24 protein-coding genes are annotated in these 23,845 nt (G+C 45.7%); 7 read left to right on the plus strand and 17 right to left on the minus strand.

Going from position 1 to position 23,845, the window contains the following annotated elements:
• Window positions 1–322 precede the first annotated feature (322 nt).
• Window positions 323–790, minus strand: coding sequence for a DUF441 domain-containing protein (locus tag BN1002_RS14640; RefSeq protein ID WP_048826020.1), 468 nt, complete (start codon window positions 788–790; stop codon window positions 323–325).
• A gap of 188 nt (window positions 791–978) precedes the next feature.
• Here BN1002_RS14640 and ytvI point away from each other — a divergent pair, with 188 nt between their 5' ends.
• Complete coding sequence (gene ytvI / locus BN1002_RS14645) at window positions 979–2,100, plus strand: sporulation integral membrane protein YtvI (protein ID WP_048826021.1); 1,122 nt, start codon at window positions 979–981, stop codon at window positions 2,098–2,100.
• Between the two features lie 34 nt (window positions 2,101–2,134).
• On the opposite strand, the gene BN1002_RS14650 is transcribed toward ytvI, so the two are convergent.
• The 8 genes from BN1002_RS14650 to dnaE form a co-directional block, all read right to left on the minus strand.
• Window positions 2,135–2,527, minus strand: coding sequence for an FxsA family protein (locus BN1002_RS14650; RefSeq protein WP_048826024.1), 393 nt, complete (start codon window positions 2,525–2,527; stop codon window positions 2,135–2,137).
• A gap of 103 nt (window positions 2,528–2,630) precedes the next feature.
• Window positions 2,631–4,391, minus strand: a complete 1,761-nt coding sequence (pyk, locus tag BN1002_RS14655; protein ID WP_048826026.1) for a pyruvate kinase — start codon at window positions 4,389–4,391, stop codon at window positions 2,631–2,633.
• 24 nt (window positions 4,392–4,415) lie between these two features.
• Window positions 4,416–5,378, minus strand: coding sequence for a 6-phosphofructokinase (gene pfkA, locus BN1002_RS14660; RefSeq protein ID WP_048826027.1), 963 nt, complete (start codon window positions 5,376–5,378; stop codon window positions 4,416–4,418).
• A 212-nt stretch (window positions 5,379–5,590) separates the two neighbouring features.
• Window positions 5,591–6,568 carry an acetyl-CoA carboxylase carboxyl transferase subunit alpha gene (gene accA / locus BN1002_RS14665; RefSeq protein ID WP_048826029.1) on the minus strand — a complete coding sequence of 326 codons (978 nt, stop codon included), beginning with the start codon at window positions 6,566–6,568 and terminating at the stop codon, window positions 5,591–5,593.
• Window positions 6,562–7,431 carry an acetyl-CoA carboxylase, carboxyltransferase subunit beta gene (gene accD, locus BN1002_RS14670; RefSeq protein WP_048826030.1) on the minus strand — a complete coding sequence of 290 codons (870 nt, stop codon included), beginning with the start codon at window positions 7,429–7,431 and terminating at the stop codon, window positions 6,562–6,564. Before accD ends, accA begins: the two co-directional genes overlap by 7 nt.
• 268 nt (window positions 7,432–7,699) lie before the next feature.
• Complete coding sequence (locus tag BN1002_RS14675) at window positions 7,700–8,263, minus strand: FadR/GntR family transcriptional regulator (RefSeq protein WP_048827973.1); 564 nt, start codon at window positions 8,261–8,263, stop codon at window positions 7,700–7,702.
• Window positions 8,264–8,331: 68 nt separating this feature from the next.
• Window positions 8,332–9,570 carry an NADP-dependent malic enzyme gene (locus tag BN1002_RS14680; protein ID WP_048826032.1) on the minus strand — a complete coding sequence of 413 codons (1,239 nt, stop codon included), beginning with the start codon at window positions 9,568–9,570 and terminating at the stop codon, window positions 8,332–8,334.
• A 124-nt stretch (window positions 9,571–9,694) separates the two neighbouring features.
• Complete coding sequence (dnaE, locus tag BN1002_RS14685) at window positions 9,695–13,048, minus strand: DNA polymerase III subunit alpha (RefSeq protein WP_048826034.1); 3,354 nt, start codon at window positions 13,046–13,048, stop codon at window positions 9,695–9,697.
• Window positions 13,049–13,242: 194 nt separating this feature from the next.
• Here dnaE and BN1002_RS14690 point away from each other — a divergent pair, with 194 nt between their 5' ends.
• The gene (locus BN1002_RS14690) at window positions 13,243–13,581 is read left to right on the plus strand and encodes a sporulation membrane protein YtrH (protein ID WP_082036249.1); all 339 of its coding nucleotides are present in this window, start codon (window positions 13,243–13,245) and stop codon (window positions 13,579–13,581) included.
• Complete coding sequence (gene ytrI, locus BN1002_RS14695) at window positions 13,578–14,081, plus strand: sporulation membrane protein YtrI (protein WP_048826037.1); 504 nt, start codon at window positions 13,578–13,580, stop codon at window positions 14,079–14,081. Before BN1002_RS14690 ends, ytrI begins: the two co-directional genes overlap by 4 nt.
• A 75-nt stretch (window positions 14,082–14,156) precedes the next feature.
• On the opposite strand, the gene BN1002_RS14700 is transcribed toward ytrI, so the two are convergent.
• Complete coding sequence (locus BN1002_RS14700) at window positions 14,157–15,095, minus strand: DHH family phosphoesterase (protein ID WP_048826039.1); 939 nt, start codon at window positions 15,093–15,095, stop codon at window positions 14,157–14,159.
• 118 nt (window positions 15,096–15,213) lie between these two features.
• Between BN1002_RS14700 and BN1002_RS14705 the strand changes: the two genes are divergently transcribed.
• On the plus strand, window positions 15,214–15,513 hold the full coding sequence (locus BN1002_RS14705) for a YtpI family protein (protein WP_048826041.1): 300 nt from the start codon (window positions 15,214–15,216) through the stop codon (window positions 15,511–15,513).
• 60 nt (window positions 15,514–15,573) lie between these two features.
• Here the strand turns inward: BN1002_RS14705 and BN1002_RS14710 are convergent, their stop codons facing one another.
• The 3 genes from BN1002_RS14710 to BN1002_RS14720 form a co-directional block, all read right to left on the minus strand.
• The gene (locus BN1002_RS14710) at window positions 15,574–16,893 is read right to left on the minus strand and encodes a CBS domain-containing protein (protein WP_048826043.1); all 1,320 of its coding nucleotides are present in this window, start codon (window positions 16,891–16,893) and stop codon (window positions 15,574–15,576) included.
• Between the two features lie 105 nt (window positions 16,894–16,998).
• Window positions 16,999–17,235 (minus strand): hypothetical protein, encoded by a 237-nt coding sequence (locus BN1002_RS14715; RefSeq protein ID WP_048826045.1) that lies wholly within the window; start codon window positions 17,233–17,235, stop codon window positions 16,999–17,001.
• A gap of 82 nt (window positions 17,236–17,317) precedes the next feature.
• The gene (locus BN1002_RS14720; protein ID WP_048826047.1) at window positions 17,318–17,998 is read right to left on the minus strand and encodes a metal-dependent hydrolase; all 681 of its coding nucleotides are present in this window, start codon (window positions 17,996–17,998) and stop codon (window positions 17,318–17,320) included.
• Between the two features lie 385 nt (window positions 17,999–18,383).
• On the opposite strand from BN1002_RS14720, the gene BN1002_RS14725 reads away from it, so the two are divergent.
• Window positions 18,384–19,487: a M24 family metallopeptidase gene (locus BN1002_RS14725; RefSeq protein ID WP_048826049.1), complete on the plus strand. Its 1,104-nt coding sequence runs from the start codon at window positions 18,384–18,386 to the stop codon at window positions 19,485–19,487.
• Between the two features lie 46 nt (window positions 19,488–19,533).
• Here the strand turns inward: BN1002_RS14725 and ald are convergent, their stop codons facing one another.
• Window positions 19,534–20,655 (minus strand): alanine dehydrogenase, encoded by a 1,122-nt coding sequence (gene ald / locus BN1002_RS14730; RefSeq protein ID WP_048826051.1) that lies wholly within the window; start codon window positions 20,653–20,655, stop codon window positions 19,534–19,536.
• A gap of 211 nt (window positions 20,656–20,866) precedes the next feature.
• The gene (locus tag BN1002_RS23800) at window positions 20,867–21,028 is read right to left on the minus strand and encodes a hypothetical protein (protein WP_231575035.1); all 162 of its coding nucleotides are present in this window, start codon (window positions 21,026–21,028) and stop codon (window positions 20,867–20,869) included.
• A 121-nt stretch (window positions 21,029–21,149) separates the two neighbouring features.
• On the opposite strand from BN1002_RS23800, the gene BN1002_RS14735 reads away from it, so the two are divergent.
• Together BN1002_RS14735 and BN1002_RS14740 are read left to right on the plus strand one after the other, a co-directional pair.
• Window positions 21,150–21,602 (plus strand): universal stress protein, encoded by a 453-nt coding sequence (locus BN1002_RS14735; protein ID WP_048826052.1) that lies wholly within the window; start codon window positions 21,150–21,152, stop codon window positions 21,600–21,602.
• A 436-nt stretch (window positions 21,603–22,038) separates the two neighbouring features.
• Complete coding sequence (locus tag BN1002_RS14740) at window positions 22,039–22,356, plus strand: hypothetical protein (RefSeq protein ID WP_048826054.1); 318 nt, start codon at window positions 22,039–22,041, stop codon at window positions 22,354–22,356.
• A gap of 78 nt (window positions 22,357–22,434) precedes the next feature.
• Here the strand turns inward: BN1002_RS14740 and BN1002_RS14745 are convergent, their stop codons facing one another.
• Both BN1002_RS14745 and BN1002_RS14750 read right to left on the minus strand, forming a co-directional pair.
• Window positions 22,435–22,950: a MogA/MoaB family molybdenum cofactor biosynthesis protein gene (locus tag BN1002_RS14745; RefSeq protein WP_048826055.1), complete on the minus strand. Its 516-nt coding sequence runs from the start codon at window positions 22,948–22,950 to the stop codon at window positions 22,435–22,437.
• Complete coding sequence (locus tag BN1002_RS14750; RefSeq protein ID WP_048826057.1) at window positions 22,950–23,786, minus strand: EcsC family protein; 837 nt, start codon at window positions 23,784–23,786, stop codon at window positions 22,950–22,952. The genes BN1002_RS14745 and BN1002_RS14750 overlap by 1 nt, the downstream gene beginning before the upstream one ends.
• Between the last annotated feature and the right edge of the window lie 59 nt (window positions 23,787–23,845).

A 23,845-nucleotide genomic window follows, 5' to 3' on the forward strand; every position in this document is an offset into this window, starting at 1 on the left:
TTCCAATCTATCGGATATGAGCGCTTGCTCGGAATCAGCCCAAAAAACAGCATCTGCCCCATCCAGGCAAATGCAAATTTCCTGCCAGGCACAAAATTAACCGATGGCAGCAAAATATTCCAACCATTTACACTATATACAATTATTTAATCATAATAATAAGACATATGTAAAAAAGATTACGCTTTCACAAACTATTATAACCAATTGTCAGATTTTTGTGAACGAAAAGGAAACATAAAAATTAAAAATATTATATTAAAAGAAAATACCAAACCTTCATTTAACGGCAAATCCCCCTAAAACAGAGCATGTTGGCGCATTAAAAAAACCTTGCGGCCCAATCCACCAGTTTCATTGCAGCATAGGCAATGCCTGCGCCAATTAACGGACCGACGGCGACACCATTGAATAGGGATACCGCGAAGATGGTACCTAGCACAAGGGCTGTAGTAATTTGAGGATCTTCGGCAAGAAGGGTAACGCCTCCTTTCGCCAGTAGGGCTACCGCCACCCCAGATAATAGTGCTATCCACGCGTATGGCGATTTAAATGATCCTCCCAGGTCCTTAAATCCGATATCCCCGCTTGCAATCGGCGCCAAAACAGCTATCGTAATAATCGTTACTCCCCAGTTGATTCCCCGGGTTTGGAGGAAAGCGAACCCTTTCCCGTCGACACCGGAAATCTTCAGCAAAAATAAAAAAGCAACGGCAATCAACAGTGATTGGTTTTTAGCAGCAAATCCAATCACAAGCAGTAAAGCGAGAAAAATATAAGGCTGAATCATAGTTCCGGCACTCCTAACTTTTAATCAATATTAATGCTGTTCCTCTACAATCGTGTTGGCTAAACTTTTGCCTTTATGAACCGTTTTATTCATTAAAGCTTTTAACCATGTGTTAATGCATAAACCAACTTGAAATGGTAAACTATTACTATCTTAAAGAGTTGACCAACAAAGGGGGTAAACCAAATTTGAATCCAGTTTACGTTTCACGGACCATCAGGCTGCTCGCTGTTATCGCGATGGTCATTGGGGCGTTCATTGCCTTTTATTACATATCGAAAGTCACTTATCCGTTCCTCATTGCTTTTGTCATCGCTTTTTTGATTAACCCACTCGTCAATTTTTTTGAAAAGAAAGGAAAAATGCCCAGGGTCCTTGCAGTTGTCATTACATTGATTATTATTATTGCCGTTTTTGCGGCACTAATAACACTTCTAGTAGCTGAAATTGTGAGCGGAGCCACATATCTGGCAGATGTGCTGCCCAAGCATCTGAACACACTGATTCGTTACAGTGAAGGATTGTTCGCCTCCCAAATTATCCCGCTCTATAATCAAATCACCGGAATGTTTGATAATCTTGATGCGGGCCAGCAGGAAACGATAATGGCCAATATCCAAAGCGTGGGTCAAAAAGTCGGAACGACAGTCGGAGATTTTCTAAAAGGTTTTTTCGGCAATATTCCACTGATTTTATCTTGGTTTCCGAATGCTGCAACAGTGTTGATCTTTTCCATGCTCGCTACCTTTTTTATTAGTAAAGATTGGTATCGGCTTTCCGAGATGGGTGGCAGGCTCATGCCTCTTAAAGCAAAGAAAAGCGGCAGAACAGTGTTCGCTGATCTGAAAAAGGCCCTTTTTGGATTTATTAAAGCCCAATTGACACTTATCTCAATCACAACGGTGATTATCCTGATCGGTCTCCTAATCCTGCGAGTAGACTATGCCATCACAATCGCTTTTGTCGCCGGTATTGTCGATATTATCCCTTACCTCGGTACTGGCACAGTGTTTGTTCCGTGGATCTTGTATGAAGCCATTGCTGGAGATATGGGACTGGCGATCGGGCTTGGCGTCCTGTATATCATCGTATTGGTGCAGCGGCAGATTATGGAGCCAAAAATTCTTTCCTCAAGTATAGGGCTTGATCCGCTTGCCACATTGATCGCCCTATTCGCAGGCTTTAAATTATTAGGTTTCCTCGGCCTGATTGCGGGACCGGTTACCCTAGTCATCTTTAATACATTGAAACGAGCAAACGTATTTGAAGATATTTGGGCATTCATTAAAGGAAACGAAAAAAAAGTATAAGGAAAACGCCGGCATATTCCCAGCCGGCGTTTTTTCATCTGATGATTCTGATATTCCCCTTATTGATCCATCGCCTGAAGTAAAGTCCAAGCCACTTCTTGAAAACTTTTCTTGTCGGCGGAAGAAGAAGAAGGGTCCCCATAATATCGGTAACAAAGCCAGGAGTGAGAAGGAGTACCCCTCCGGTTAGAACGCATATGCCATCCAGAACCGCTTCTCCCGGCATTTGTCCCCTGCTGATTTGCTGCCTTGCCTGATTCAGGACTTTCATTCCCTGGGTCCTGGCAAGATAGGTTCCGAGCACGCCTGTCAAAATGATCAGGGCGAGGGTTGGAAATAATCCTAGTGTTTTTCCTGACCATAGCAGAATACCTATTTCAGCAGCAGGAACCAGTACGACTAGCAGAAAAAAGTATATACGAAACATCACCGGCTCCCCTCCGTTCCAATCAACTCACTAAATATAAATTTCAATCTGGATATAGCATTAAGATTAAAAAGGGGGCAAGCCCCCTTTTTTTGTGGCGGATTTAGAGGACACTTGCATGTCCGTTGTAGATGACGCCCCTGGTTGCATCTACGGTAATTTCCTGGCCGTCCTTCATTTTGGCTGTAGCATTTTCAACGCCTACGACAACCGGGATGCCGAGATTTAATCCGACTACAGCAGCATGGCTTGTCAAACCGCCTTCTTCAGCGATGAGCGCACTGCATTTTTCGATTGCTGGAACCATTTCCCTGTCAGAACCAATCGTAACAAGTACATCTCCATGCCTTACTTTTGCATTCGCTTCCTCCGCGTCGAGAGCAACGACCACTCTTCCGTAAGCAGATTTCTTGCCGATGCCTTGGCCCTTTGCGAGGATATCGCCAACGATATGGATTTTCATCAGGTTAGTAGTACCCGCTTCGGCAACCGGTACTCCCGCTGTAATAATAACAAGGTCTCCATGCTGTACAATCCCGCTATTCAAGCTTTCCCCTACCGCATTATCCATCATTTCATCGATTGTCTTTACGGTTCTTCCGAGTTGAGGATAAACTCCCCACACAAGGGCGAGCCTTCTTCTTACCCCAGCATCGGATGTAACGGCAACAATTGGTGCCTTCGTGCGGTATTTTGAAATCATCCTTGCTGAATGGCCGCTGACTGTAGGAGTGATAATCGCGCTAACCGCCAAATTGAGCGCCGTATGGGCTACTGACTGGCCAATTGCGTCCGTTGTATTCGTTTCCGCATCCCTGCTCCTAGCCTGAAGAATTGCCTTATGGTTCAATGCTTCTTCAGCTCTCGATGCGATGTTATGCATAGTCTGTACAGCTTCCACTGGGTAAAGGCCGGCCGCTGTTTCGCCAGATAGCATAATGGCATCAGTACCATCAAAAATCGCATTCGCGACGTCGCTTGCTTCCGCTCTTGTCGGCCTTGGATTACGCTGCATGGAATCCAGCATTTGCGTCGCTGTAATAACAGGCTTGCCCTCTGAATTACATTTTTTAATGAGCAGCTTCTGAACAAGCGGCACTTCCTCCGCGGGTATCTCAACACCAAGGTCACCCCGGGCTACCATCAACCCGTCTGATACTTCAAGAATCTCGTCGATATTGTCGACACCTTCCTGGTTTTCTATTTTAGGAATGATATGGATATGTCCGGCTTCATTTTCTTCAAGCAGCTGACGGATTTCGAGGACATCCTTTGCCCTCCTGACAAATGATGCTGCAATAAAATCAATCCCCTGGCCGATACCAAAAAGAATATCATTCCGATCCTTGTCCGTAATTCCCGGAAGATTTACCGATACACCAGGAACGTTGACGCCTTTTTTGTTCTTAAGAATGCCTGTGTTCAGGATCTTTGTTTCAATTATTTGATTAATTTTATCAATATTTGTAACCTCCAGGCCGATCAAACCGTCATCCAGCAGGATTCTTGATCCTGTATGGACGTCCTCGATCAGACCCGGATATGTAATGGAAAACATCTCAGTCGTGCCTTCGACTTCGTTCATTGATACTTTGATGGACTCTCCGGCCTTCAGTTCGATTGCTCCATCCTTCATATTGTTGGTCCGAATTTCCGGTCCTTTTGTATCAAGCAATATAGCGATATTCGATCCTGTCGATTCCGCGGCCTTACGGATGTTGGCAATCCTGGCGCCGTGTTCTTCGTAGTCTCCATGGGAAAAATTCAACCTTGCAACATTCATTCCGGCCTTCATCAAGTCAGTCAGTTTCTCAATACTTTCACTGGCAGGGCCAATGGTACAGACAATTTTCGTTTTACGCATTGTGTTTTTCCTCCTGTTTAAACTTTAAATGGATAATTCCTGAGACAGCTTGTATAAATCCAGGTCCAGCATATGCCTTTTTTCATTCAGCGCTTCGACGATATCATAATCTACAAGCTTGTTTTGCTCAATGCCGACCGCGCGTCCGCCTTTTCCTTCCAGCAAAAGCTCTACAGCCTTCGCGCCGAGGCGGCTGGCAAGCACTCTGTCCGCGGCTGTAGGGGAGCCCCCGCGCTGCATATGGCCAAGGACTGAGACCCTCGTATCAAAATTAGTCGTTTCTTTTAACTGGCGGCCAAATTCAATACCACTGCCAACACCTTCGGCAATGACAATGATACTGTGTTTTTTCCCCCGTTCATTCCCGCGGCGGAGTTTGTCCGCAATATCTTCCATATCATAATTTTCCTCAGGGATCAGGATGGTTTCAGCTCCTCCAGCCAAGCCTGCCCATAGGGCGATATCCCCTGCGTCCCTTCCCATTACTTCAATGATAAATGTCCGCTCATGTGAGCTTGCGGTATCGCGGATTTTGTCAATTGCATCAATGACAGTGTTCAAGGCTGTATCAAAGCCAATAGTGAATTCGGTGCCAGGGATGTCATTATCGATTGTTCCTGGAACGCCGACACATGGGAAACCCATTTTGGTAAGGGCCTCCGCACCGCGGTAGGAACCGTCTCCTCCTATGACAACAAGGCCTTCGATACCGAAATTTCGCAGCTGGTCAATTCCTTTTTGTTGTCCTTCCCTCGTTTTAAACTCGGGACAGCGCGCCGATTGGAGCATCGTTCCGCCTCTATGTATAATATCTCCGACTGAGCCCAATTCAAGTTTTTTTATATTTCCTGATATTAGCCCCGCGTAACCTCCGTAAATTCCGTACACATCAATCTCATGGAAGATCGCCTTCCTGACTACCGCCCTGATGGCGGCGTTCATTCCAGGGGAATCTCCGCCACTTGTCAAAACACCAATTTTCTTCATTCCAAACTCACCTCGTGTCTTTTTTAGCGTCCGGCATTGTTACTAAATTAACAAACGTTCAGTATTAAAATACCACTAAGGAAGAGGTCTAACAACTTAATCGAGTATAAAAACTTTAAAAAAGAAATAACTATCAATTGTAAGCGCTTAAAGCGAAAACCATTATCAATAAGGCTAATTATAAAAGAAAACGTGCTTTTAAAAGCACGTCTTTAATTTACCCCTATATAGTCATTTAAAAACGAATATTCTCCGATTGCTTTATACTTGTCGTACCTCTGTTCCTTTAATTCATTCCCCGAAAGTCTTGAAAGTTCTTTCAATGACCGGAACAGGGCTTTTTCAATTTCATGCGCCTGCGCCTGGACATCCCTGTGCGCGCCTCCCCGTACTTCAGGTATGATCGCATCAATGATTCCAAGTTCCTTCAGGTCTGGTGCCGTAATCTTCATGGACTCGGCCGCCCGCTTCGCCTGCGATGCATCCTTCCATAGAAGCGCCGCTGCCCCCTCAGGTGAAATAACCGAATAGGTGGAGTTTTCCAGCATAAGAATATGGTTGCCGACTCCGAGGGCAAGTGCCCCTCCGCTTCCTCCTTCACCGATGACAATACAAACCACTGGTACTTCGAGGCTGGCCATTTCAAAAAGATTCCGGGCAATCGCTTCACTCTGTCCGCGTTCTTCAGCCGCTTTTCCTGGATACGCTCCCTTTGTATCGATAAAACATACTATTGGCCTTCTGAACTTATCAGCCTGTTTCATTAGTCTAAGGGCTTTCCTGTAGCCTTCGGGATGTGGCATCCCAAAATTACGCCTAATATTTTCTTTCGTATCTTTTCCGCGCTGATGGCCAATGACAGTGATGGGCATTCCTTTAAACTTGGCTATGCCGCCGACAATAGCTTCGTCATCACCATAAGCCCTGTCCCCATGGCACTCAAAAAAGTGGTCGAATAAATGGTTTATATAATCCAGGGTTGTCGGCCTTCCAGGATGCCGGGCAATCTGGACGCGGTCCCATGGTTTGATATTGCTGTAAATATCCGCTTCAAGCTTTTCCAACCGGGCCGAAAGCTTTTCAATTTCGGCTGTCAGGTCAACATCTGTTTTGTTTGTATATTCTTTTAGTTCACTAATTTTCTTTCGTAATTCTATAATCGGTTTTTCAAATTCCAGTTCGCCTACCAAGCAAGCTCACCTCCGCGTTGATGAAGATCCAGTATAGTGCCGATTTTCTCTTTAAGGTCATGTCTGGATATGACTGCATCCAGTTGGCCATGCTTCATTAAAAACTCAGCCGTCTGGAAATCTTCGGGAAGCTCTTCCCGTATTGTCTGTTCAATGATCCTTCTACCGGCAAAACCTATCAGAGCGCCTGGTTCAGCGATATTATAATCCCCAAGCGAGGCGAAACTGGCGGATACACCGCCTGTTGTCGGGTGTGTCATAATGGAGATAATCAGCCCTCCATTATCACTGAACCTCTTCAGGGCAACACTTGTTTTGGCCATCTGCATGAGGCTTAAAACTCCCTCCTGCATACGGGCACCCCCGGAAGCAGTAAAAATGACAAACGGAATTTCCAGTTCTCCAGCTCTTTCTACCGCGCGGGTTATTTTCTCCCCAACGACAGAACCCATGCTGCCCATCCGGAAGGTCGAATCCATGATGGCTATGGAAATTTTATTTCCGTTCACAGTCCCGGTACCTGTTACGACGGCTTCATTAATATGTGTTTTCTTCCTGTCCTTTTCCAGCTTTTCAAGATATTCAGGAAAGCCGAGTGGATTTTGGGAAATCATCCCTGCGTCCGTTTCTTCAAAGCTGCCTTCATCAAGGAAGCTGTGGATTCTTTCCTTCGCATTCATAGGGTAATGCCTTCCGCAATGAAAACAAACTTTCAAGTTTTTAGCCAGTTCCCTGGTATAGATTATTTTTTTGCAGCCCGGGCATTTTGTCATGATTCCTTCAGGGACGTCCTGTTTCGCCGCTTCTGAAGGTATCTCGGCATATTTCTTTTTCTTCGATTTAGTAAATAGCTCTTTTAACAAGGTTGTACCTCCCCAATGTTAGAAAATGGAAGCGGATTGCCGTATAGATAACCTGGACCGGCTGTTGCCAGCAAGCAGAATATCTTCCTCGTCAAATCCGCTATTGTGGAGGAATACCTCCGGTTAGAAATGGCGGATTTCAACTCATAACAAGTACATGAATATCCGGTGGCCAGACCACCATGCCAGTAAAAACAGCCTGGCGCCGCCAAGTCATGAGCCTGTCCCTACTATAGGGGTGTTTTTCTAAAAAAGATGCTGCATTTTGTCAGCCTGGATTAGACAATTTCCTTAACTTCCTGTATGCGCGAAGCATTCCTTGCTCATCTCCGGAACGAATTGCCTCAAGGATCGATTGATAGTCCTCAGGCTTCCCCTTTTCGGCAACAAAACCCTGGGAGTTATAATAATCTTTCAATATTACCCAGATTCTCATAAACAGATGGTTATCCGCAAGGCATATGAGCTGAAGAAAAAACTCGTCATCATCCACCACAGGTTTTTCGGCGAGTTCAACCAACTTCACGGTAGGCTGTCCGCCTTTTCGCAAAAGGATTTTCAGGCAGTCTTTTTCGATATAGTATTTTGTTTCCTTAACGTCCTGTTTCGCTTTTTCATCCTGAAGAATAAAAGTGCTTAAAAGCTGGACCAATTGATTACCCTTGAAATCACGTATATAGGTCCCTTCTCCTCTTCTAGTCTCAATCAGGCCAAGAAGTTCTAGAGCCCTTAGCGCCTCCCGGACAGAGGAGCGCCCAACGTTTAGGCGCTCAGTCAGTTCCCGTTCGGAAGGGATCTTATCCCCAGTTTTCAAGCCATCTGCGGTAATCATTTCCCTTAGCTGTCTCACAATTTCTATATAAACCTTCGAGTTTTCCTTTTGTCTCTTAGCTGTTTCCATTACTGGCCTTTCCCAATCTGTGAAAGCCGTTCTGTCTTCTCTTTTATGTCTTCCGGGTTTACTTTTTTCCTCGCGACACCAGTTTCCATTGCAGCCCTTGCGACAGCGGAAGCAACCGCGGGTGCTACACGGGGATCGAAAGGCCCCGGAATAACGTAATCAGCACTCAGTTCATCCTCACTAATAAGGCCTGCGATGGCTTCGACTGCCGCAACTTTCATTTTTTCGTTAATTTGTGTGGCCCTTACATCAAGTGCGCCGCGAAAAATGCCCGGAAATGCGAGAACATTATTTACTTGGTTCGGAAAATCGGATCGGCCTGTGCCAATTACCCTCGCACCCGCCTCTTTTGCTTCATCCGGCATGATTTCCGGAGTCGGATTCGCCATTGCAAAAATAACCGGGTCTTCATTCATTGACACTACCATCTCTTTTGTCAGGGAGCCTGCCGCAGAGACACCTATAAACACATCCGCGCCTTTAATGACATCCTCAAGCCCGCCTTGAAGTCTGTCCCTGTTCGTAAAACGGGCTACTTCATCCTTGATGGCATTCATGCCTGTAGGACGGCCTTCATAAATTGCGCCTTTTGTATCGCACATAATAATATCACGAACACCATAGCTGTAAAGCAGTTTAATAATGGCAATGCCGGCAGCTCCAGCACCATTTGCAACCACTTTTATTTCATTCATTTTTTTGCCAGTAATTTTCAGTGCATTGACCAATCCGGCGACCGTTACAATAGCAGTACCATGCTGGTCATCATGGAAAATGGGAATATCGGTTTCCTTTTTAAGCCTCTCCTCTATTTCAAAACATTTGGGAGCTGCGATATCTTCAAGGTTCACACCGCCGAATGTAGGCTCAAGATACTTAACGGTTTCTATTATTTTTTCCACATCATTTGTATTCAGGCAAATCGGAAATGCATCTACCCCTGCGAAGCTTTTGAAAAGGACAGCTTTTCCCTCCATGACTGGAAGGGCTGCCTCCGGCCCGATATTACCGAGCCCCAAAACAGCGGTCCCGTCAGAAACAACTGCGACCATGTTTCCCTTCATGGTGTAATCATAGACTGTTTCCGGCTTATCATATATCTCCTTGCAAGGCTCGGCAACCCCAGGGGAATAAGCAAGGCTCAAGTCCCGGGCATTCCTTACCTCTACTTTCGATTTAGATTCCAATTTCCCTTGATGAAGGCGGTGCATATGCAAAGCTTCTTCTCGCAGCGTCAAGGCTTTTCACTCCTTTAGATATGGAAGGAATTCGTTCCCATCCCTGTTTCCGGTGGTCAGACCACACTTTCTTTTACCACTATATCACAACTTTTTTCGATGTAAAGAGAGAACTTTTGACTGATTATTTCAAAACAACATTGTTTTTTCCAAGCAAATTGCTTAGTTGGCTGATTAGGGATTCGGAGGTCTTCACTCCGTATTCCTCTCCCAGCCGAATTGTTTTATTTACCCCCTCATAATGAAGGACCACTTCTGTTTTCCCTCTGCTGGCAGAAAGAAGTGTTTCCAATTTGGCCAGGCACTCAGGTTCCTGATTTTCATGCAAAAGCTTTAAATAAAGGCGCTCCTTGTGCCGTCCCTTTATCCAGTCGCCTATTTGCTCAGCTTTCCGGATAATGAATTGGTTTTTTTCGTCCCGACTTTCCACTTTCCCCTCAAAAACAGTCATTGACCCCTGGCTGACCAGGCCGGAGTATTTCTTGTAAATCTCCGGGAAAGCGATCGCTTCCATCTCGCCGCTCGAATCACTGATTGTCAGGAATGCCATCGGATCGCCTTTTTTCGTACGGATTTTTTTTACGCCCGTTATATATACTCCAACGGCTTGCTGTCCGGGACCTGGAGTTATTTCCGCAATTGGTATGGCCCCTCTTTCATGAAGTGTGTTTTCATGGATGGAGAGGGGATGGCTGGATAAATAGAAACCGAGCACTTCCTTTTCATAAGCAAGCTTATGTTCAAGGGTGAGCGGGTCAACCTCCATATACTTCGGTTTCGGCATCAAGTCGTCCGCTGTGAACAGCGCCCCCTGGCCATCCTCCTCCGGCCTCATCAATTGGGCATGTTCAATGGCAATATCGAGACTGGCGAGCAAAGTGGCACGATCCTTGCCGAATTCATCAAGGCTCCCCGAATGGATCAGGGATTCAAGTGTTTTTCTATTAGCAGTCTTCTTCGATAGCCGGATGCAAAAGTCAAAAAGATCGCCGAAAGGCTTTTTCCTTCTTTCACTGACAATTTCCCTAATAGCAGGCCCGCCGAGACCTTTAATAGCACCAAGGCCAAAACGGATGCCGCCTTTTTCCCCATGAAAGGAATACCGGCTCCGATTTATGGATGGCGGGAATACCGCTATCCCCATTGTTTTTAACTCACGGATATATTGGGCGATTTTCAAGTCGTTACCGATTACCGATGTCAGGAGACCCGCCATGAAATGTGCCGGATAATGGGCCTTCAAATAGGCAAGCTGGCAGGAAATAACGCTGTAAGCAACTGCATGGCTTTTATTAAAACCGTAGTTCGCGAACCGGACAATTAAATCATACACCTCATTGGCGGCCGCTGCCCCGTAACCTTTCTTTAGGGCTCCATTGACAAAGTGTTCCCTTTCTTTGTCAAGGACGTCTTTTTTCTTTTTGCCCACCGCTCTTCTTAAAAGGTCGGCCTCTCCCAATGAGAAGCCCGCCATTATGGATGCGACCTGCATGATCTGTTCCTGGTAAACGATTACTCCATATGTATTTTCCAGGATGGACTTTAAATCTTCATGGGGATAGGTAATACTTTCCCGCCCATGCTTCCTGTCGATGAAAAGAGGAATGTTTTCCATCGGGCCAGGCCTGTAAAGCGCATTGACCGCGACAATATCCTCAAACCGTGTCGGCCTCAGACGGGTAAGGACCTTTCTCATCCCTTCAGATTCAAGCTGAAAGATGCCTGTTGTCTCCCCTCTGGCCAATAATTCAAAGGTTTGTCTGTCATTAAGAGGAATTGAGCGGACATCTAATTTCCGGTTTTGCTCACGCTGGATTGAAGAAACGATCCCCTCAATGAGCGAAAGATTCCGTAAGCCAAGAAAGTCCATTTTCAACAGACCGATTTCTTCCAAATACTCCATTGAATACTGAGTCAAATAAATACCATTATGGCCATTTTGTATGGGAATCAAATCCACGAGCGGCCGACCGCTAATCACAACACCGGCGGCATGGGTGGACGTATGCCTCGGCAGTCCTTCTAGTTTCATGGCAGTTTGGAACAGCCTTTCATTAAACGGACTTTCCGCTGCCAAGTCCCTAAGTTTTTTCGATTCACGATATGCATCTTCAAGCGTGATTCCAATCCGGGAAGGAATCGCTTTTGACCAGGTATCCAACTCTTTCGAATTGAGGCCAAAAGCCCTGCCGACATCGCGTATGGACGCTTTAGCGGCCAGGGTCCCAAAGGTCGCGATTTGAGCGACATGAAGCTCCCCATATTTTCGGGCGACGTATTCTATCATTTCATCCCGCCGGTGGTCCGGAAAATCGATATCGATATCCGGCATTGTCACCCGCTCAGGATTTAGGAACCTTTCAAAAAGCAAACCATGCTCTAGCGGATCTACATCAGTAATAAATAGCGCGTAGGCAACAAGGGAGCCCGCAGCCGATCCCCTGCCTGGCCCTGTTAAAATGCCCTTTTCACGTGCATATTTCATAAAATCCCAAACAATCAGGAAATAGTCTTCATATTTCATATTTTTAATGACAGAAAGTTCAAATCGGAGCCTATCATCATATACGGGTGAGTAATTTGGGACACGCCTCTCCAGCCCTTCAAAACATTGCTGTTCAAGCACTTCCCCCGGGGTTTTCCCTATTCCAAGGGGATAACTAGGCATATGCAAATAGCCAAATTCTATCGTAACATCACATTGTCCGGCAATGACCAATGTATTTTCAAGCGCGTCCGGACGGTCTGCAAAGAGTTCCGCCATTTGGGCGGCGTCCTTCAAATAATACTCCTCACCATCGAGCCGGCTTCTTCCTTCATCCTGAAGTTTCATCCCGTCCCTTATCGCCAGCAGGCATTCATGGGCAAGTGAATCTTCTTTTTCAAGATAATGGACCGCATTGGCTGCGACCGTCTCTAAACCGAGATTTGTCGCCAGTCGGGCAAGCAGGCCTTCAAGCTGCCGCTCACTTTCAAGGCCATGACGATGGAGCGACAGGAAAAAACTCCCCTTGAATATGTCCGAATAAGTCCTTGCAGCATTGGAGGCTTCTTCCTCTTTCCCTTCAAGGAGCAAATTTTCTATTTTCCCTTCCGGACCCGGTGTCAGGGCAAAGAGGCCCTCGGCATAATGGCGGAGCCATTTCAGCGGCAGACCATCACGGGCCTTTGTCTGGATAGCGCTTGAGATTTTAAGGAGGTTATGAAAGCCCTTCTCATTTTTTGCAAGCAAGACAAGGGGAAAAGCATTGTCTTCCCCTTCCTCGGAGCTGATATCAGCTGTCAGTCCGAGAATCGGCTGAATTCCCTGTTTCCTGCATTCCTTATAAAATTCAATCGCCCCGTACATGACGTTCCTGTCTGTCAGTGCAAGCGCCTTAAACCCCTTTTGTTTCGCGGTTAAGACAAGATTTTTTACGGAAGCGGTGCTGCTTAGGAGGCTGTAGGCACTATATGTATGAAGGTGAATGAAAGACATTTTTTCACAACCTTTTAACTCATCTTATTTCTATTATAGAACTTCATATGGCAAAAGGAAAATATGTTCCCATTTATTCCCCTTCAACTTCCCGGATGGATTCCGTACTTAAAAAGGTCCCCGGGAACATATTCCTACCAGGTTGTCCATATGATTGAAGTAAGGGACTATTCCGAAAGAGAAGGATGGATTCGATGAATCAGGCAGGATTTATTACCACGTTCATACAAAGTTATTTTATTGCACTTGGGGTTTTACTAGGGGGAGCCTTAATAGGCGGGATTGCTTCCTTTATGACAGGGCAGCCGGTGTTGACGACCATCGCGAGGCTGTCATCTTCCTTAAGGATATGGGCAATTGTCGCAGCCATTGGCGGGACATTTGATCCAATCTATCAAATTGAGAGAGGAATTTTCGATGGGCAAACAAAGGACATTGTCAAACAGATCCTTTTCATCCTTTCGGCTCTCGGCGGGGCCCAGACAGGCGCTTTGCTGATTAACTGGTTTACCCAGGAGTTCATCCCGTCATGAGAGTCCCTCCGTATTATAAAGATCGATCATGGCAGCGTTTTTTTGTAGGGCTGGCTTTAGGCGGCGTTGTCAGCTGGCTTTTATTTCTTTATATGCATGGCATTCTTCAGGAAAGGCAAACGCTGCTCATAAAAAAACAACAGGATGAAATCCAGGACCTTAAGGATGACATTATCATTTGGCAGGAAGAATTTAAGAATCTGAACAAAGAAAATATCGAGAAACTGCTTGTCCAAAACATTACAGTCAAAATTTCTAACTTTAAAAGATACAATCTCGATCTCCTTAGCGTGGCACAAACGGAGGAAGCGGTTGTCGAGGATCTTAAAACACTGAAAGCAAAGGATATAGAAACCGTTTATAAAAATAAGGATTTAATAAAAAGAGTAATAGAAAACAGGCTTGTTACTATTAATGGCAAAAAATACAGACTGGAAGTGGATGAACTGATCGTTTTTACCAATGTATATATCCAGCTAAAAATAAATTTGGCCAAATAACCCTCCTTTTTAATAGTATTTTGCACGAATGATTCAAATAAAGCCGGCCATATCATTTGGCCGGCCTTTTTTCGTTTATACTGTTTTACAAACCTCATTCATTTCATAAAGTACCTTGTCTTTTTCCTTCCATGAATAAATCGAGGCTCCGGCTGCAAGCGGATGGCCGCCGCCATCGAAATTCCTGGCGACTCCATTAATGACAGGCCCTTTAGAACGGAGCCTAACTCTGATTTGATCATCTTCCTCTATGAAAAACACCCATGCCTTAATTCCCTTTACACTGCCAAGGGTACTGACAAGGAGGGATGCTTCGGATGCTTTCGCATCAAATTCCCGAAGGAGTTCCTTTGTCAAAACCACAGAAGCTACCCCATTTTCAAGCATCTCGAAGTTTTGCAGAATATAGCCATTCAGTTTAATAATATTGGCGTCCAGTTCATACATTTTGTCATAAAGCTCGGTCCTGGAGAAGTTGTAATGGATGAGCTCGCCGGCGTAGGCAAATGTTTTGTCAGTTGTGCTAGGGTAAAGGAAACGGCCGGTATCCCCGACAATTCCGGCATATAAAAGCCTGGCCGCTTCATCCGTCATTATGAGCCCCCGGTCTTTTCCGGCGAGATATAATTCATAAATCATTTCGCTGGTGGAACTCGCATCGGTATCCACCCACATCATATCTCCATATGCATCTTCATTTGGATGGTGGTCTATTTTTATCAGCTTTTGCCCGAGGGTATATCGGGTATCACAAATTCGCTCAGTATTGGCCGTATCACATACAATGACTAACGCGCCGCTAAAGACATCATCGGCTATATCGTCCATCTTCTTTAGATAGGAGAGAGTTTCCTCGTCTTTTCCGACTGTGTAGACGGCTTTTACCGGATAGGAAGCCTTTATGATTTCCGCGAGCCCGCATTGTGATCCATAAGCGTCGGGGTCTGGCCTGACATGCCGGTGAATGATGATCGTATTGTATTCCTCTATCATTTGCAATATGTTGGTAATCATATATTTACTCCTTCAATTCAAATCGTTTTCTTGGCATTTGGGCCTGGCTCTGGAAATTCCCCTGAAATGGGGATACAATACAGTATAGAAACAAAGTTTTTCATTCGGAGGTTCAGACATGCCAGCACTAGTTATTGTTATCGTCATCTCACTGGCTTTTTATGTATTCTATAAGATTAAGTATGTGAGGTGCAGTCGGCCGGCCGAAAAAAAATGGCTATCCGCGAAATCCGGTATCGCCCTTGGCGCATTTGTCTCGGTTTTCGGGATCAATCAGCTGTTTTTAACGCAATCGGCTGTTACTTATATTGTTGCAGCTGTCTTCATCCTGCTTGGCGCTATCAATATTCTGTCAGGAATCAAGGCATATAAATTTTATCTGCCGCATGCCATCAAGGAAGCGGAAGGCAATAGTTAAAAATGCGCCCGCCAAAGGCGCATTTTTTTTGCCCATGCTAGAAACTTGTGTCCGCACCCTCTACTGCCTGTCCATCAGCTGGCACATCATCATCGCCTTGCCTACCATCGAACCCTCGCTGAAAGCCTCAACGTCCACTTTACCGAACTTCCTGCCTACCTCCAGCACTTTTGGATGGATCTCCAGTACGCTGTCAATCTGGACCGGTTTTAAAAAGTATATAGTCATATTTTCTACAACCAGGTCCCCTTTTTTATAGCCCCTCAGCACCCTGCTAGCGGCTTCCGAAACGATTGTCGTAAATACCCCGTATGAAATAGTGCCCAGGTGGTTTGTCATTTGAGGAGTCACATTTATGCTGTAATAATCCTCTCCCTTTGTTTTTCCCTGGGAAAGAACCATTTGGCTCGTAACGATATCATCAAGTGTTTCTCCGACCTGCGGCTGCCGCTGGATCATCTGCAGAGCTTTAAGGACATCCTGGCGGCTGATGATGCCGATGAGCCTGTTGGCATCATCGACGACGGGCAAAAGCTCGATTCCCTCCCACACCATCATATGCGAAGCTGAGGCCACACTTGTTTTCCCGCTGACCACCATAGGATGCTTTGTCATGACTTTTTCAATAGGAGTATTTATTTCCTGTCCGACAATATCTTTTGGTGTCACAATACCGAGCACTTTCATTGACTGGTCCACGACCGGATATCTGCCATGCTTTGTTTCCCGGTTATGGTGATGCCACTGGCTCACTGAATCGGATAAAGTTAAATAGACCGTTTCATCCAAGGGTGTCTGGATATCCTCCACTAGGGTGATTTCCTTCTTGATGAGCTGGTCGTAAATGGCCCGGTTGATCATAGTCGCGACCGTGAACGTATCATAGCTTGTTGAAATAATCGGCAGCTGAAGCTTGTCGGCAAGCTTTTTTACATGCTCATCCGTATCAAAGCCACCGGTTATAAGCACAGATGCGCCAGCTTTCAAAGCATATTCCTGTGCTTTTGTCCGGTTTCCGATGATAAGGAGATTGCCTGCGCCGGTATAGCGCATCATTGCATCAAGCTTCATCGCGCCGATCAGAAACTTATTTAAAGTTTTATGGAGCCCTGCTTTCCCGCCGATAACTTGTCCCTCAACAATGTTGACGATTTCGGCGTAAGTCAGTTTTTCAATGTTCTCTTTCTTTTTCCGTTCAATCCTGATTGTACCGACCCGTTCGATCGTACTTACATAACCTTTATTTTCAGCATCTTTAATTGCCCGATATGCCGTGCCTTCACTTACATTCATCGCCTTGGCGATTTGGCGGACGGAGATCTTCTCCCCAATCGTCAGTTCATCTATATAACGCAGAATTTGTTCATGCTTTGTTGCCAAGCCCTTCACCCTTTTGCCAAAATTTCCGCCGTTCTCGCGGCGGAATGAATATAAGTCTATTATAGAGATAATAGATTGCTGATTCAATGAAGGTTGGCCGTAATATTAGTAATGCCTGGACCGGACTTGCTTTTTTTGCCTTTCCCTTGCCTGGGTTAAGCCTTCTGAAGCCTGTTTCCTAACCATCCCCACAACATTTCCGGCTGCCGTAAGGATGGCGAAGGAAGTCCACGCGACAGCAAACAAGCCCGCCATACCGTCATCAACCACTAGACGCGGCCCTGCATAATAAGCCAGAAGCAATGTAAATAGAAAGCAAAGCAAATACCTCTTCTTTCTCAAAAAGAATCCCCCCTTTTTACGCTTGTTTCATCTTTATGCGTAAAAGAGGGGAAAAAGTATAGGACAAAAGGAAGCTTCAGCGTTATATTTCAATGAAGTCGCCTGGCTCCATTACCCTGCCGCTTCCATCTTCAACCATATCAATAAAGGCGTGGGGATCCTGCCTGATTGGCGGGAATGTATTGTAATGGACAGGTACCGTTATCTTTGCACTTAGCAGTTTCGCAGCATATGCGGCGTCTTCCGGTCCCATTGTAAAGTTGTCGCCTATCGGAAGGAAAGCCACATCGATTGGATGCCTTTCGCCAATCAGCTTCATATCCGAGAACAATCCCGTATCCCCTGCGTGGTAAATGGTTTTGCCTTCAGCCATGAAGAGTACTCCCGCGGGCATACCGCAATAAATGACCTGCCCATCATCTGTTTCATAGCTTGACCCGTGAAATGCCTGCGTTAATTTCACTTTGCCGAAGTCAAATTGATACGATCCGCCAATATGCATCCCATGAGTTCTTAGCCCCTGCTCCGCGAGGAAGTTCGCCGTTTCAAAATTTGCGATCACGAGCGAATCATTCCTTCTTGCCAGGCTGACTGTATCTCCGACATGGTCATTATGTCCATGAGTAACAATAATGACATCGGGCTTTTCATTTTCTTCCTTCAAATCCGTCAATCCATTTCCATTAATAAATGGATCGATGAGGATCGTTGTTTCCCCAGTAATGATTTTTACAACAGAATGTCCGTGATAAGAAATCTTCATTTCGCATACCCCTTTCAAAAATCAATCTAATAATAGGTTCCATTCTTGTACTATATTTCCTGCTTTAATATCATTTTAACGTGATTTTAAAGCATAATTGCCTATAAATGAGAATGAATATTGTTATAATAAGACTGTTAATATAGGTTGAAATAAAGATTGGTTTTCAAATGTGAACAGGGTGGTTGATTTCCGCTCCGGGCATTTCGCTTTCCGCGGGGCATCAGTGGAGCCTCCTCGGAGCAAGCTCCTGTGGGGTCTCCCCTTGCTGCTCTATCCCGCAGGAGTCTACATGCCTGAGCTCCAATCAACCAGCTATTCAACTTAGAGGGTGTAATTATTATGTCAACCTATATAGTATTCAAAGTAACAGGAGGATTATCCTATGAATGAAAGATTGAAGAAGCTGTCTGCCTGGATGAAAGAGCAGGATGTCAGCGTATGTTTTTTGAGCTCTCCCGATAATGTATTTTATTTGAGCGGCTTTTACACCGACCCGCATGAACGGTTATTAGGCCTTGCAGTATTCCAAGAGGAAGAACCATTCCTTGTTTGTCCTGCAATGGAAAAAAATGATGCCCGGAATGCCGGCTGGGAGTTTGAAATTGTCGGTTTCAAGGACACAGAAAACCCTTGGGAAATGGTACATAGTTCTATTTCAAAGCGGCTCCCGAAAGCCGCCCAAAAGATTGCCATAGAAAAAGAACACTTGAATGTGGAGCGTTACGAGGAACTAAAGCGCATATTCCCCGACGCGCTCCAATTCGTTTCAGCTGAAGAAAAAATGAGGTCTCTCAGGCTGATTAAAGATGAGCGCGAACTCAAGGCACTGCGCGAGGCGGCTGTTCTGGCTGATTATGCGATTGAAGTGGGTGCCAGCGAAATCAAAGAAGGAAAGTCAGAGCTTGAAGTCCTTGCTGCGATTGAATTCGAGTTAAAGAAAAAAGGCGTCGAGCAAATGTCCTTCAGCACGATGGTTTTGGCCGGGGAGAACGCGGCATCGCCTCATGGAAATCCTGGGCAGACAAAGATTAAAAAAGGTGACTTTGTCCTTTTCGACCTTGGTGTCGTAGTCGACAGATATTGTTCCGACATCACCCGGACACTTGCATATGGGGATATCAGTGATAAACAAAAGGAAATTTATGATACGGTCCTTAAAGCCCAGCTTGCTGCAATTGAAGCAGGCAAGCCGGGAACTGCTTGTTCCGTTGTCGACCTTGCGGCAAGGGATGTAATCTCCGCTGCAGGTTATGGAGAATATTTCCCGCACAGGCTCGGCCACGGACTGGGAATCAATGTCCACGAATATCCTTCCATCATGGAGACGAACCATATGCCGCTTGAGGAAGGCATGGTGTTTACGATTGAACCAGGCATTTATGTTCCAGACGTGGCAGGCGTCAGAATTGAAGACGATGTCCATGTTACATCAGCAGGCCTTGAAGTGCTGACAAAATATCCAAAAGAACTGCAAATTATTAAATAATGCAAAAAGCAGGCATGGCGGGAATACCGCTTGCCTGCTTTTTATATTATTCTTTTTCCAACAATGATTTCGCGTCAACATGCTCAAGGCCCTGTGCTTCAGCAACAGCTTTATACGTCACATGCCCCTCGAGCGTGTTGATACCTTTCAGCAAAGCTCCATTCTCCAGACATGCCTTTTTATAGCCTTTGTTGGCAATTTGAACGGCATACGGAACAGTTCCATTCGTCAGGGCAATTGTCGAAGTTCTCGGCACCGCCCCAGGCATATTAGCGACAGCATAATGAACCACATCATGTTTCACATAAGTCGGATTGTCGTGGGTGGTGATCCTGTCGGTCGTTTCAAAAATACCACCCTGATCGATGGCAATATCAACAACGACACTGCCTGGCTTCATTGATTTAATCATGTCTTCTGTAACAAGCTTGGGAGCTTTTGCTCCCGGGATTAAAACAGCACCAATAACCAGATCGGATTCCTTTACAGCTTCCGCGATATTATACGGATTTGACATTAAAGTTGAAACACTGGAACCAAATATATCATCCAGCTGGCGGAGCCTTTCCGGATTCAGGTCGATTATAGTCACCTTTGCGCCCAGGCCGATCGCCATTTTAGCCGCATTCGTACCGGCAACCCCTCCGCCGATGATGGTAACTGCGCCTCTTGTGACCCCAGGTACACCTGACAGGAGAATGCCTTTGCCCCCGTGAACCTTTTCAAGGAACTGGGCACCAATTTGTGCCGCCATCCTCCCAGCGACTTCGCTCATTGGAGTCAAAAGTGGGAGCGCACCGTTTTGAAGCTGCACCGTTTCATAGGCAATGCCTGTAACCTTCTTATCAGTCAGCGCTTTTGTCAGCTCAGCTTCTGGAGCAAGATGTAGATATGTAAACAAAATCAGGCCTTCATAGAAGTATTTGTATTCCTCTGGAAGCGGCTCTTTTACTTTCATCACCATATCCTTGTCCCATGCCTCCGCAGCAGACTGGACAATATTGGCACCCGCCGACTTGTAGTCCTCATCAGAAAATCCCGATCCAAGCCCCGCACCGGATTCAATATAAACTTCATGTCCGAATTTCAGGAGGTTTACTACTCCCGCGGGGGTCATTGCCACCCGGTTTTCATTGTTCTTAATTTCTGCTGGTACCCCTATCCTCATTTGTCTGTGCCTCCTACTAAAATATTCTATGGGCTGTACTATAACGCAAGCAATTTCATTTTACCAAAAGAACCTTTGAACAGTAAGTTTTTTCTCTTCTTTCCGGAATAAGCGTCCGCGCAAAAGCGGAGTGCCCGCATTCACCTGGCACTCCACGGTAAATAATGTAGTTTTTTAGAAATAAGGAATCGTCCGGGTCAAAATGGATTTCTTAATAATCATTGCTGCTTTCTTCAGGAGGATATTTATCCCTTTTTTCCAAAGCCTCGCTCTCTCCCATGAATCCGCTATTATAAGAATTCATGATTTGCATACTTACCGCTTCAGTTCCTTTTTCATCATATTCATATCTGGGTTGGTTCTTTTTGGCCACTTGCACCGTCTCCAATCGTCCAAAATTTGCTTTCATTGTTTACTGTTTTAGTTTTCGCCACTTGTTTGTCCCTATACATGAAGGTTTTCCTGTATACTTCTAATTAACAGGAGGTGTCGCTATGGTAAATCACTATCGGAAGATTATGGTGGCGGTTGATGGATCAAAAGAAGCAGAGCTAGCCTTCAGGAAAGCGCTCGGAATCGCTTCAAGAAATGGAGCCGGGCTCTTACTCGTCCATGTGATTGATACAAGAACTTTTGCCATCGTCGAGGCTTATGACCAATCTGTTGCTGACAGGGCTGATCAATACGCATACGAACTGCTTGAACAGTATAAAACCCAAGCGTCAGCTTACGGATTGAAAGACGTTAATTGCATCGTTGAATTCGGCTCTCCTAAATTGAGAATTCCGAAAGATATAGCAAAGGACCATAACATCGACCTTATTGTTTGTGGAGCAACCGGCCTGAACGCTGTTGAAAGGTTTTTAATCGGCAGTGTATCTGAGCATATTACCCGCCACGCTCCTTGTGATGTATTAATCGTACGGTCTGAAAAAGAATTTTCTTAAAGGCTCAGTTAAAGGGAGTATTGATTTTCTATAGGTTGATTGGAACGGAGGGGACTGACTCCGGCGGGATGCAGCGGCACGTGGAGACCCCTCGAAAAGTGGAAGCGCCTTCGTGACAGGCAAAAACCGCCTGTCCCTGCGATGACTATTCGCAGAAGCTTTCCTTTGTGGGCAGCCCCGATATAGGAAGACTTGGTTTTGCGAAGCAAAATCCTAGTCGCCCTTAATGCGAGCGAAGCGTAGCCAAGCGCTGGAGGGCCAGAAGGGGAAGTCGTTCTTTGACTTCACATACGGGACCGAAGCGACCTCGAGGGGCTGGCGCTGTAGCTGGACAAACAGGCGACTGAGACGCCGAGGAGGCTCCACGGTCCACCCCGCGGAAAGCATGTCCCCGGAGTGGAAATCAACAATCAAGGATAATTCATGGAGGTAACATATGGAGCAGTTTTTTTCTTATAACAGCCGCCTCGGCATACCAGTACCTGAACTGGTGAAAGAGTGGGATTCCTACAGCGTGGAAATGCAGGAGAAAATCCTTTTTTCTTGGGAACAGATACGCGGGTCAATTCCAGATAGAATCAAGGAACTTGAAAACCAAATCAACGAGCGCCAAGCCGAGCTCTCAAATGAAAGCAATTTTGCCCGTTCGTGCGATTTGAACTCGGAAATCGCTGAATTGGCATCGATTATAAATGATCTATGGCTTTGGTACAGAGCCGGGGGTACAGTCCTTGATGAGAAACCGCATGATTAAAATAACGTGAGAACCATTTTCCACAAATAAGATGCCATAAAAAAAGCTCCCGTCCGGGAGCTTTTTTGCAATCTAGCTTCAAGTCAAATCTTTTTTCAGCTCCCTGACTACATGTCCGATTTCAGGAAGAATCAATTTATTCATGGCCAGTCTGACAGCACCGGACGATCCTGGTATCGAAAAAACGGCGCGGTTATTCACTACTCCTGCAATCGCTCTGGACATGAGGGCGGCGGACCCGATATCCTCCTGATAACTCAGCATCCGGAACAATTCGCCGAAACCGGTGATTTCCTTATCAAAAAGCTTTGCCACAGTCTCAATCGTTACATCACGCATGGCGATTCCTGTGCCGCCGTTCGTAATGACTACTTCTACTTCTGGATTGGCGGTACCGCTCTGGACCTCCGCTTTAATTAATTCACTCTCATCTTTGACTATGACATAGTCAGCAAGTTTATGGCCGTGCGATTCAAGCAGCTCCATAATCAATTTACCGCTTTTATCCGTAGTTTCATCACGGGTATCACTTACCGTGATGATTTTGCAGGCTACCGAGTGTGGCGCCTGCTTCTTATGCTCCTGGACACTCATCAGTGTTCCCCCTTATCCATTAAATAGCGAAGCCGGTAATAGTTATGGGAAAAATCGGTCACCCTTCTTGTCAATTGATAATTCGAAATAGATCCCACAGCCATACTGACAAGCGGAATTCCCTGAATCATTTTTTTACGGAACAAGGCAATGACCATCGCCTTGAAAAGCTGACGGATCGGTTGTTCCAACCAAGTCGAGTCAGTCAGCTTATCATTGCCTTCGTAAAAATATCTGTCCCTTTCACCTTCAAGCTCTCCCATGAGCACTGACCAGCTTCCCGCCTGCATCCGTGGAGGGAGTGTGGAAGTATGGAAGACTTTCAGGGACGCCATCATTTCGAACGGTGAATTGACTTCGTAGCCATACGTCATGGCAAGCAGCTGCACCGCTCGTAGGTTAATGACGGCCATTGCCGGAATATCCATTCCCAGAAGCAGGGCGCCCCCTGTTCCTGACAGCCCCCCCTGGGCAAAAGAATAAAAACGATGCCTGGCAATTGTATGCTGGGCAATATAATTAAGTTGATCAATATTTAAAGTCCTCAAATCTTCCACCCTGTTAATGTCTTCCCGGAAGATCCGCGCCGAAGCTAGAATTCGCTCTTTCGCGTCAAGCTGAAATTGTGCTCCCTGGATCATTGCATTCAAATGGAACAGCCAATTATCGACCAGCGAATAAAACTGGCCGCGGACATTCTCGGGCAGCATTGAAAAACCGGTTTCCAAATACTTTTCGTATGTAATTTGAAAATCGTTTGGTTCATATTCGAATAGCTTTGTTTCCCAATCCTTGATTTCTGCCAGGATACTATTTTCCCTTTCTGTAAGCGGCATAATTGGCCCTCCTATCGTGGACTTTTCTTCAGTATAGCATATCCGGGCCAGCGGACTGG

Source organism: Bacillus sp. B-jedd (assembly GCF_000821085.1).
GTDB lineage: Bacteria > Bacillota > Bacilli > Bacillales > Cytobacillaceae > Bacillus_D.

Excerpts from the sequence above, each read along its gene's own strand:
- BN1002_RS14640 (WP_048826020.1), bottom strand. The coding sequence starts at position 790 with ATGATTCAGCCTTATATTTTTCTCGCTTTACTGCTTGTGATTGGATTT.
- BN1002_RS14650 (WP_048826024.1), bottom strand. The coding sequence starts at position 2,527 with ATGTTTCGTATATACTTTTTTCTGCTAGTCGTACTGGTTCCTGCTGCT.
- pyk (WP_048826026.1), bottom strand. The coding sequence starts at position 4,391 with ATGCGTAAAACGAAAATTGTCTGTACCATTGGCCCTGCCAGTGAAAGT.
- pfkA (WP_048826027.1), bottom strand. The coding sequence starts at position 5,378 with ATGAAGAAAATTGGTGTTTTGACAAGTGGCGGAGATTCCCCTGGAATG.
- BN1002_RS14675 (WP_048827973.1), bottom strand. The coding sequence starts at position 8,263 with ATGATTACCGCAGATGGCTTGAAAACTGGGGATAAGATCCCTTCCGAA.
- dnaE (WP_048826034.1), bottom strand. The coding sequence starts at position 13,048 with ATGTCTTTCATTCACCTTCATACATATAGTGCCTACAGCCTCCTAAGC.
- BN1002_RS14690 (WP_082036249.1), top strand. The coding sequence starts at position 13,243 with ATGAATCAGGCAGGATTTATTACCACGTTCATACAAAGTTATTTTATT.
- ytrI (WP_048826037.1), top strand. The coding sequence starts at position 13,578 with ATGAGAGTCCCTCCGTATTATAAAGATCGATCATGGCAGCGTTTTTTT.
- BN1002_RS14700 (WP_048826039.1), bottom strand. The coding sequence starts at position 15,095 with ATGATTACCAACATATTGCAAATGATAGAGGAATACAATACGATCATC.
- BN1002_RS14705 (WP_048826041.1), top strand. The coding sequence starts at position 15,214 with ATGCCAGCACTAGTTATTGTTATCGTCATCTCACTGGCTTTTTATGTA.
- BN1002_RS14720 (WP_048826047.1), bottom strand. The coding sequence starts at position 17,998 with ATGAAGATTTCTTATCACGGACATTCTGTTGTAAAAATCATTACTGGG.
- BN1002_RS14725 (WP_048826049.1), top strand. The coding sequence starts at position 18,384 with ATGAATGAAAGATTGAAGAAGCTGTCTGCCTGGATGAAAGAGCAGGAT.
- ald (WP_048826051.1), bottom strand. The coding sequence starts at position 20,655 with ATGAGGATAGGGGTACCAGCAGAAATTAAGAACAATGAAAACCGGGTG.
- BN1002_RS14735 (WP_048826052.1), top strand. The coding sequence starts at position 21,150 with ATGGTAAATCACTATCGGAAGATTATGGTGGCGGTTGATGGATCAAAA.
- BN1002_RS14740 (WP_048826054.1), top strand. The coding sequence starts at position 22,039 with ATGGAGCAGTTTTTTTCTTATAACAGCCGCCTCGGCATACCAGTACCT.
- BN1002_RS14745 (WP_048826055.1), bottom strand. The coding sequence starts at position 22,950 with ATGAGTGTCCAGGAGCATAAGAAGCAGGCGCCACACTCGGTAGCCTGC.
- BN1002_RS14750 (WP_048826057.1), bottom strand. The coding sequence starts at position 23,786 with ATGCCGCTTACAGAAAGGGAAAATAGTATCCTGGCAGAAATCAAGGAT.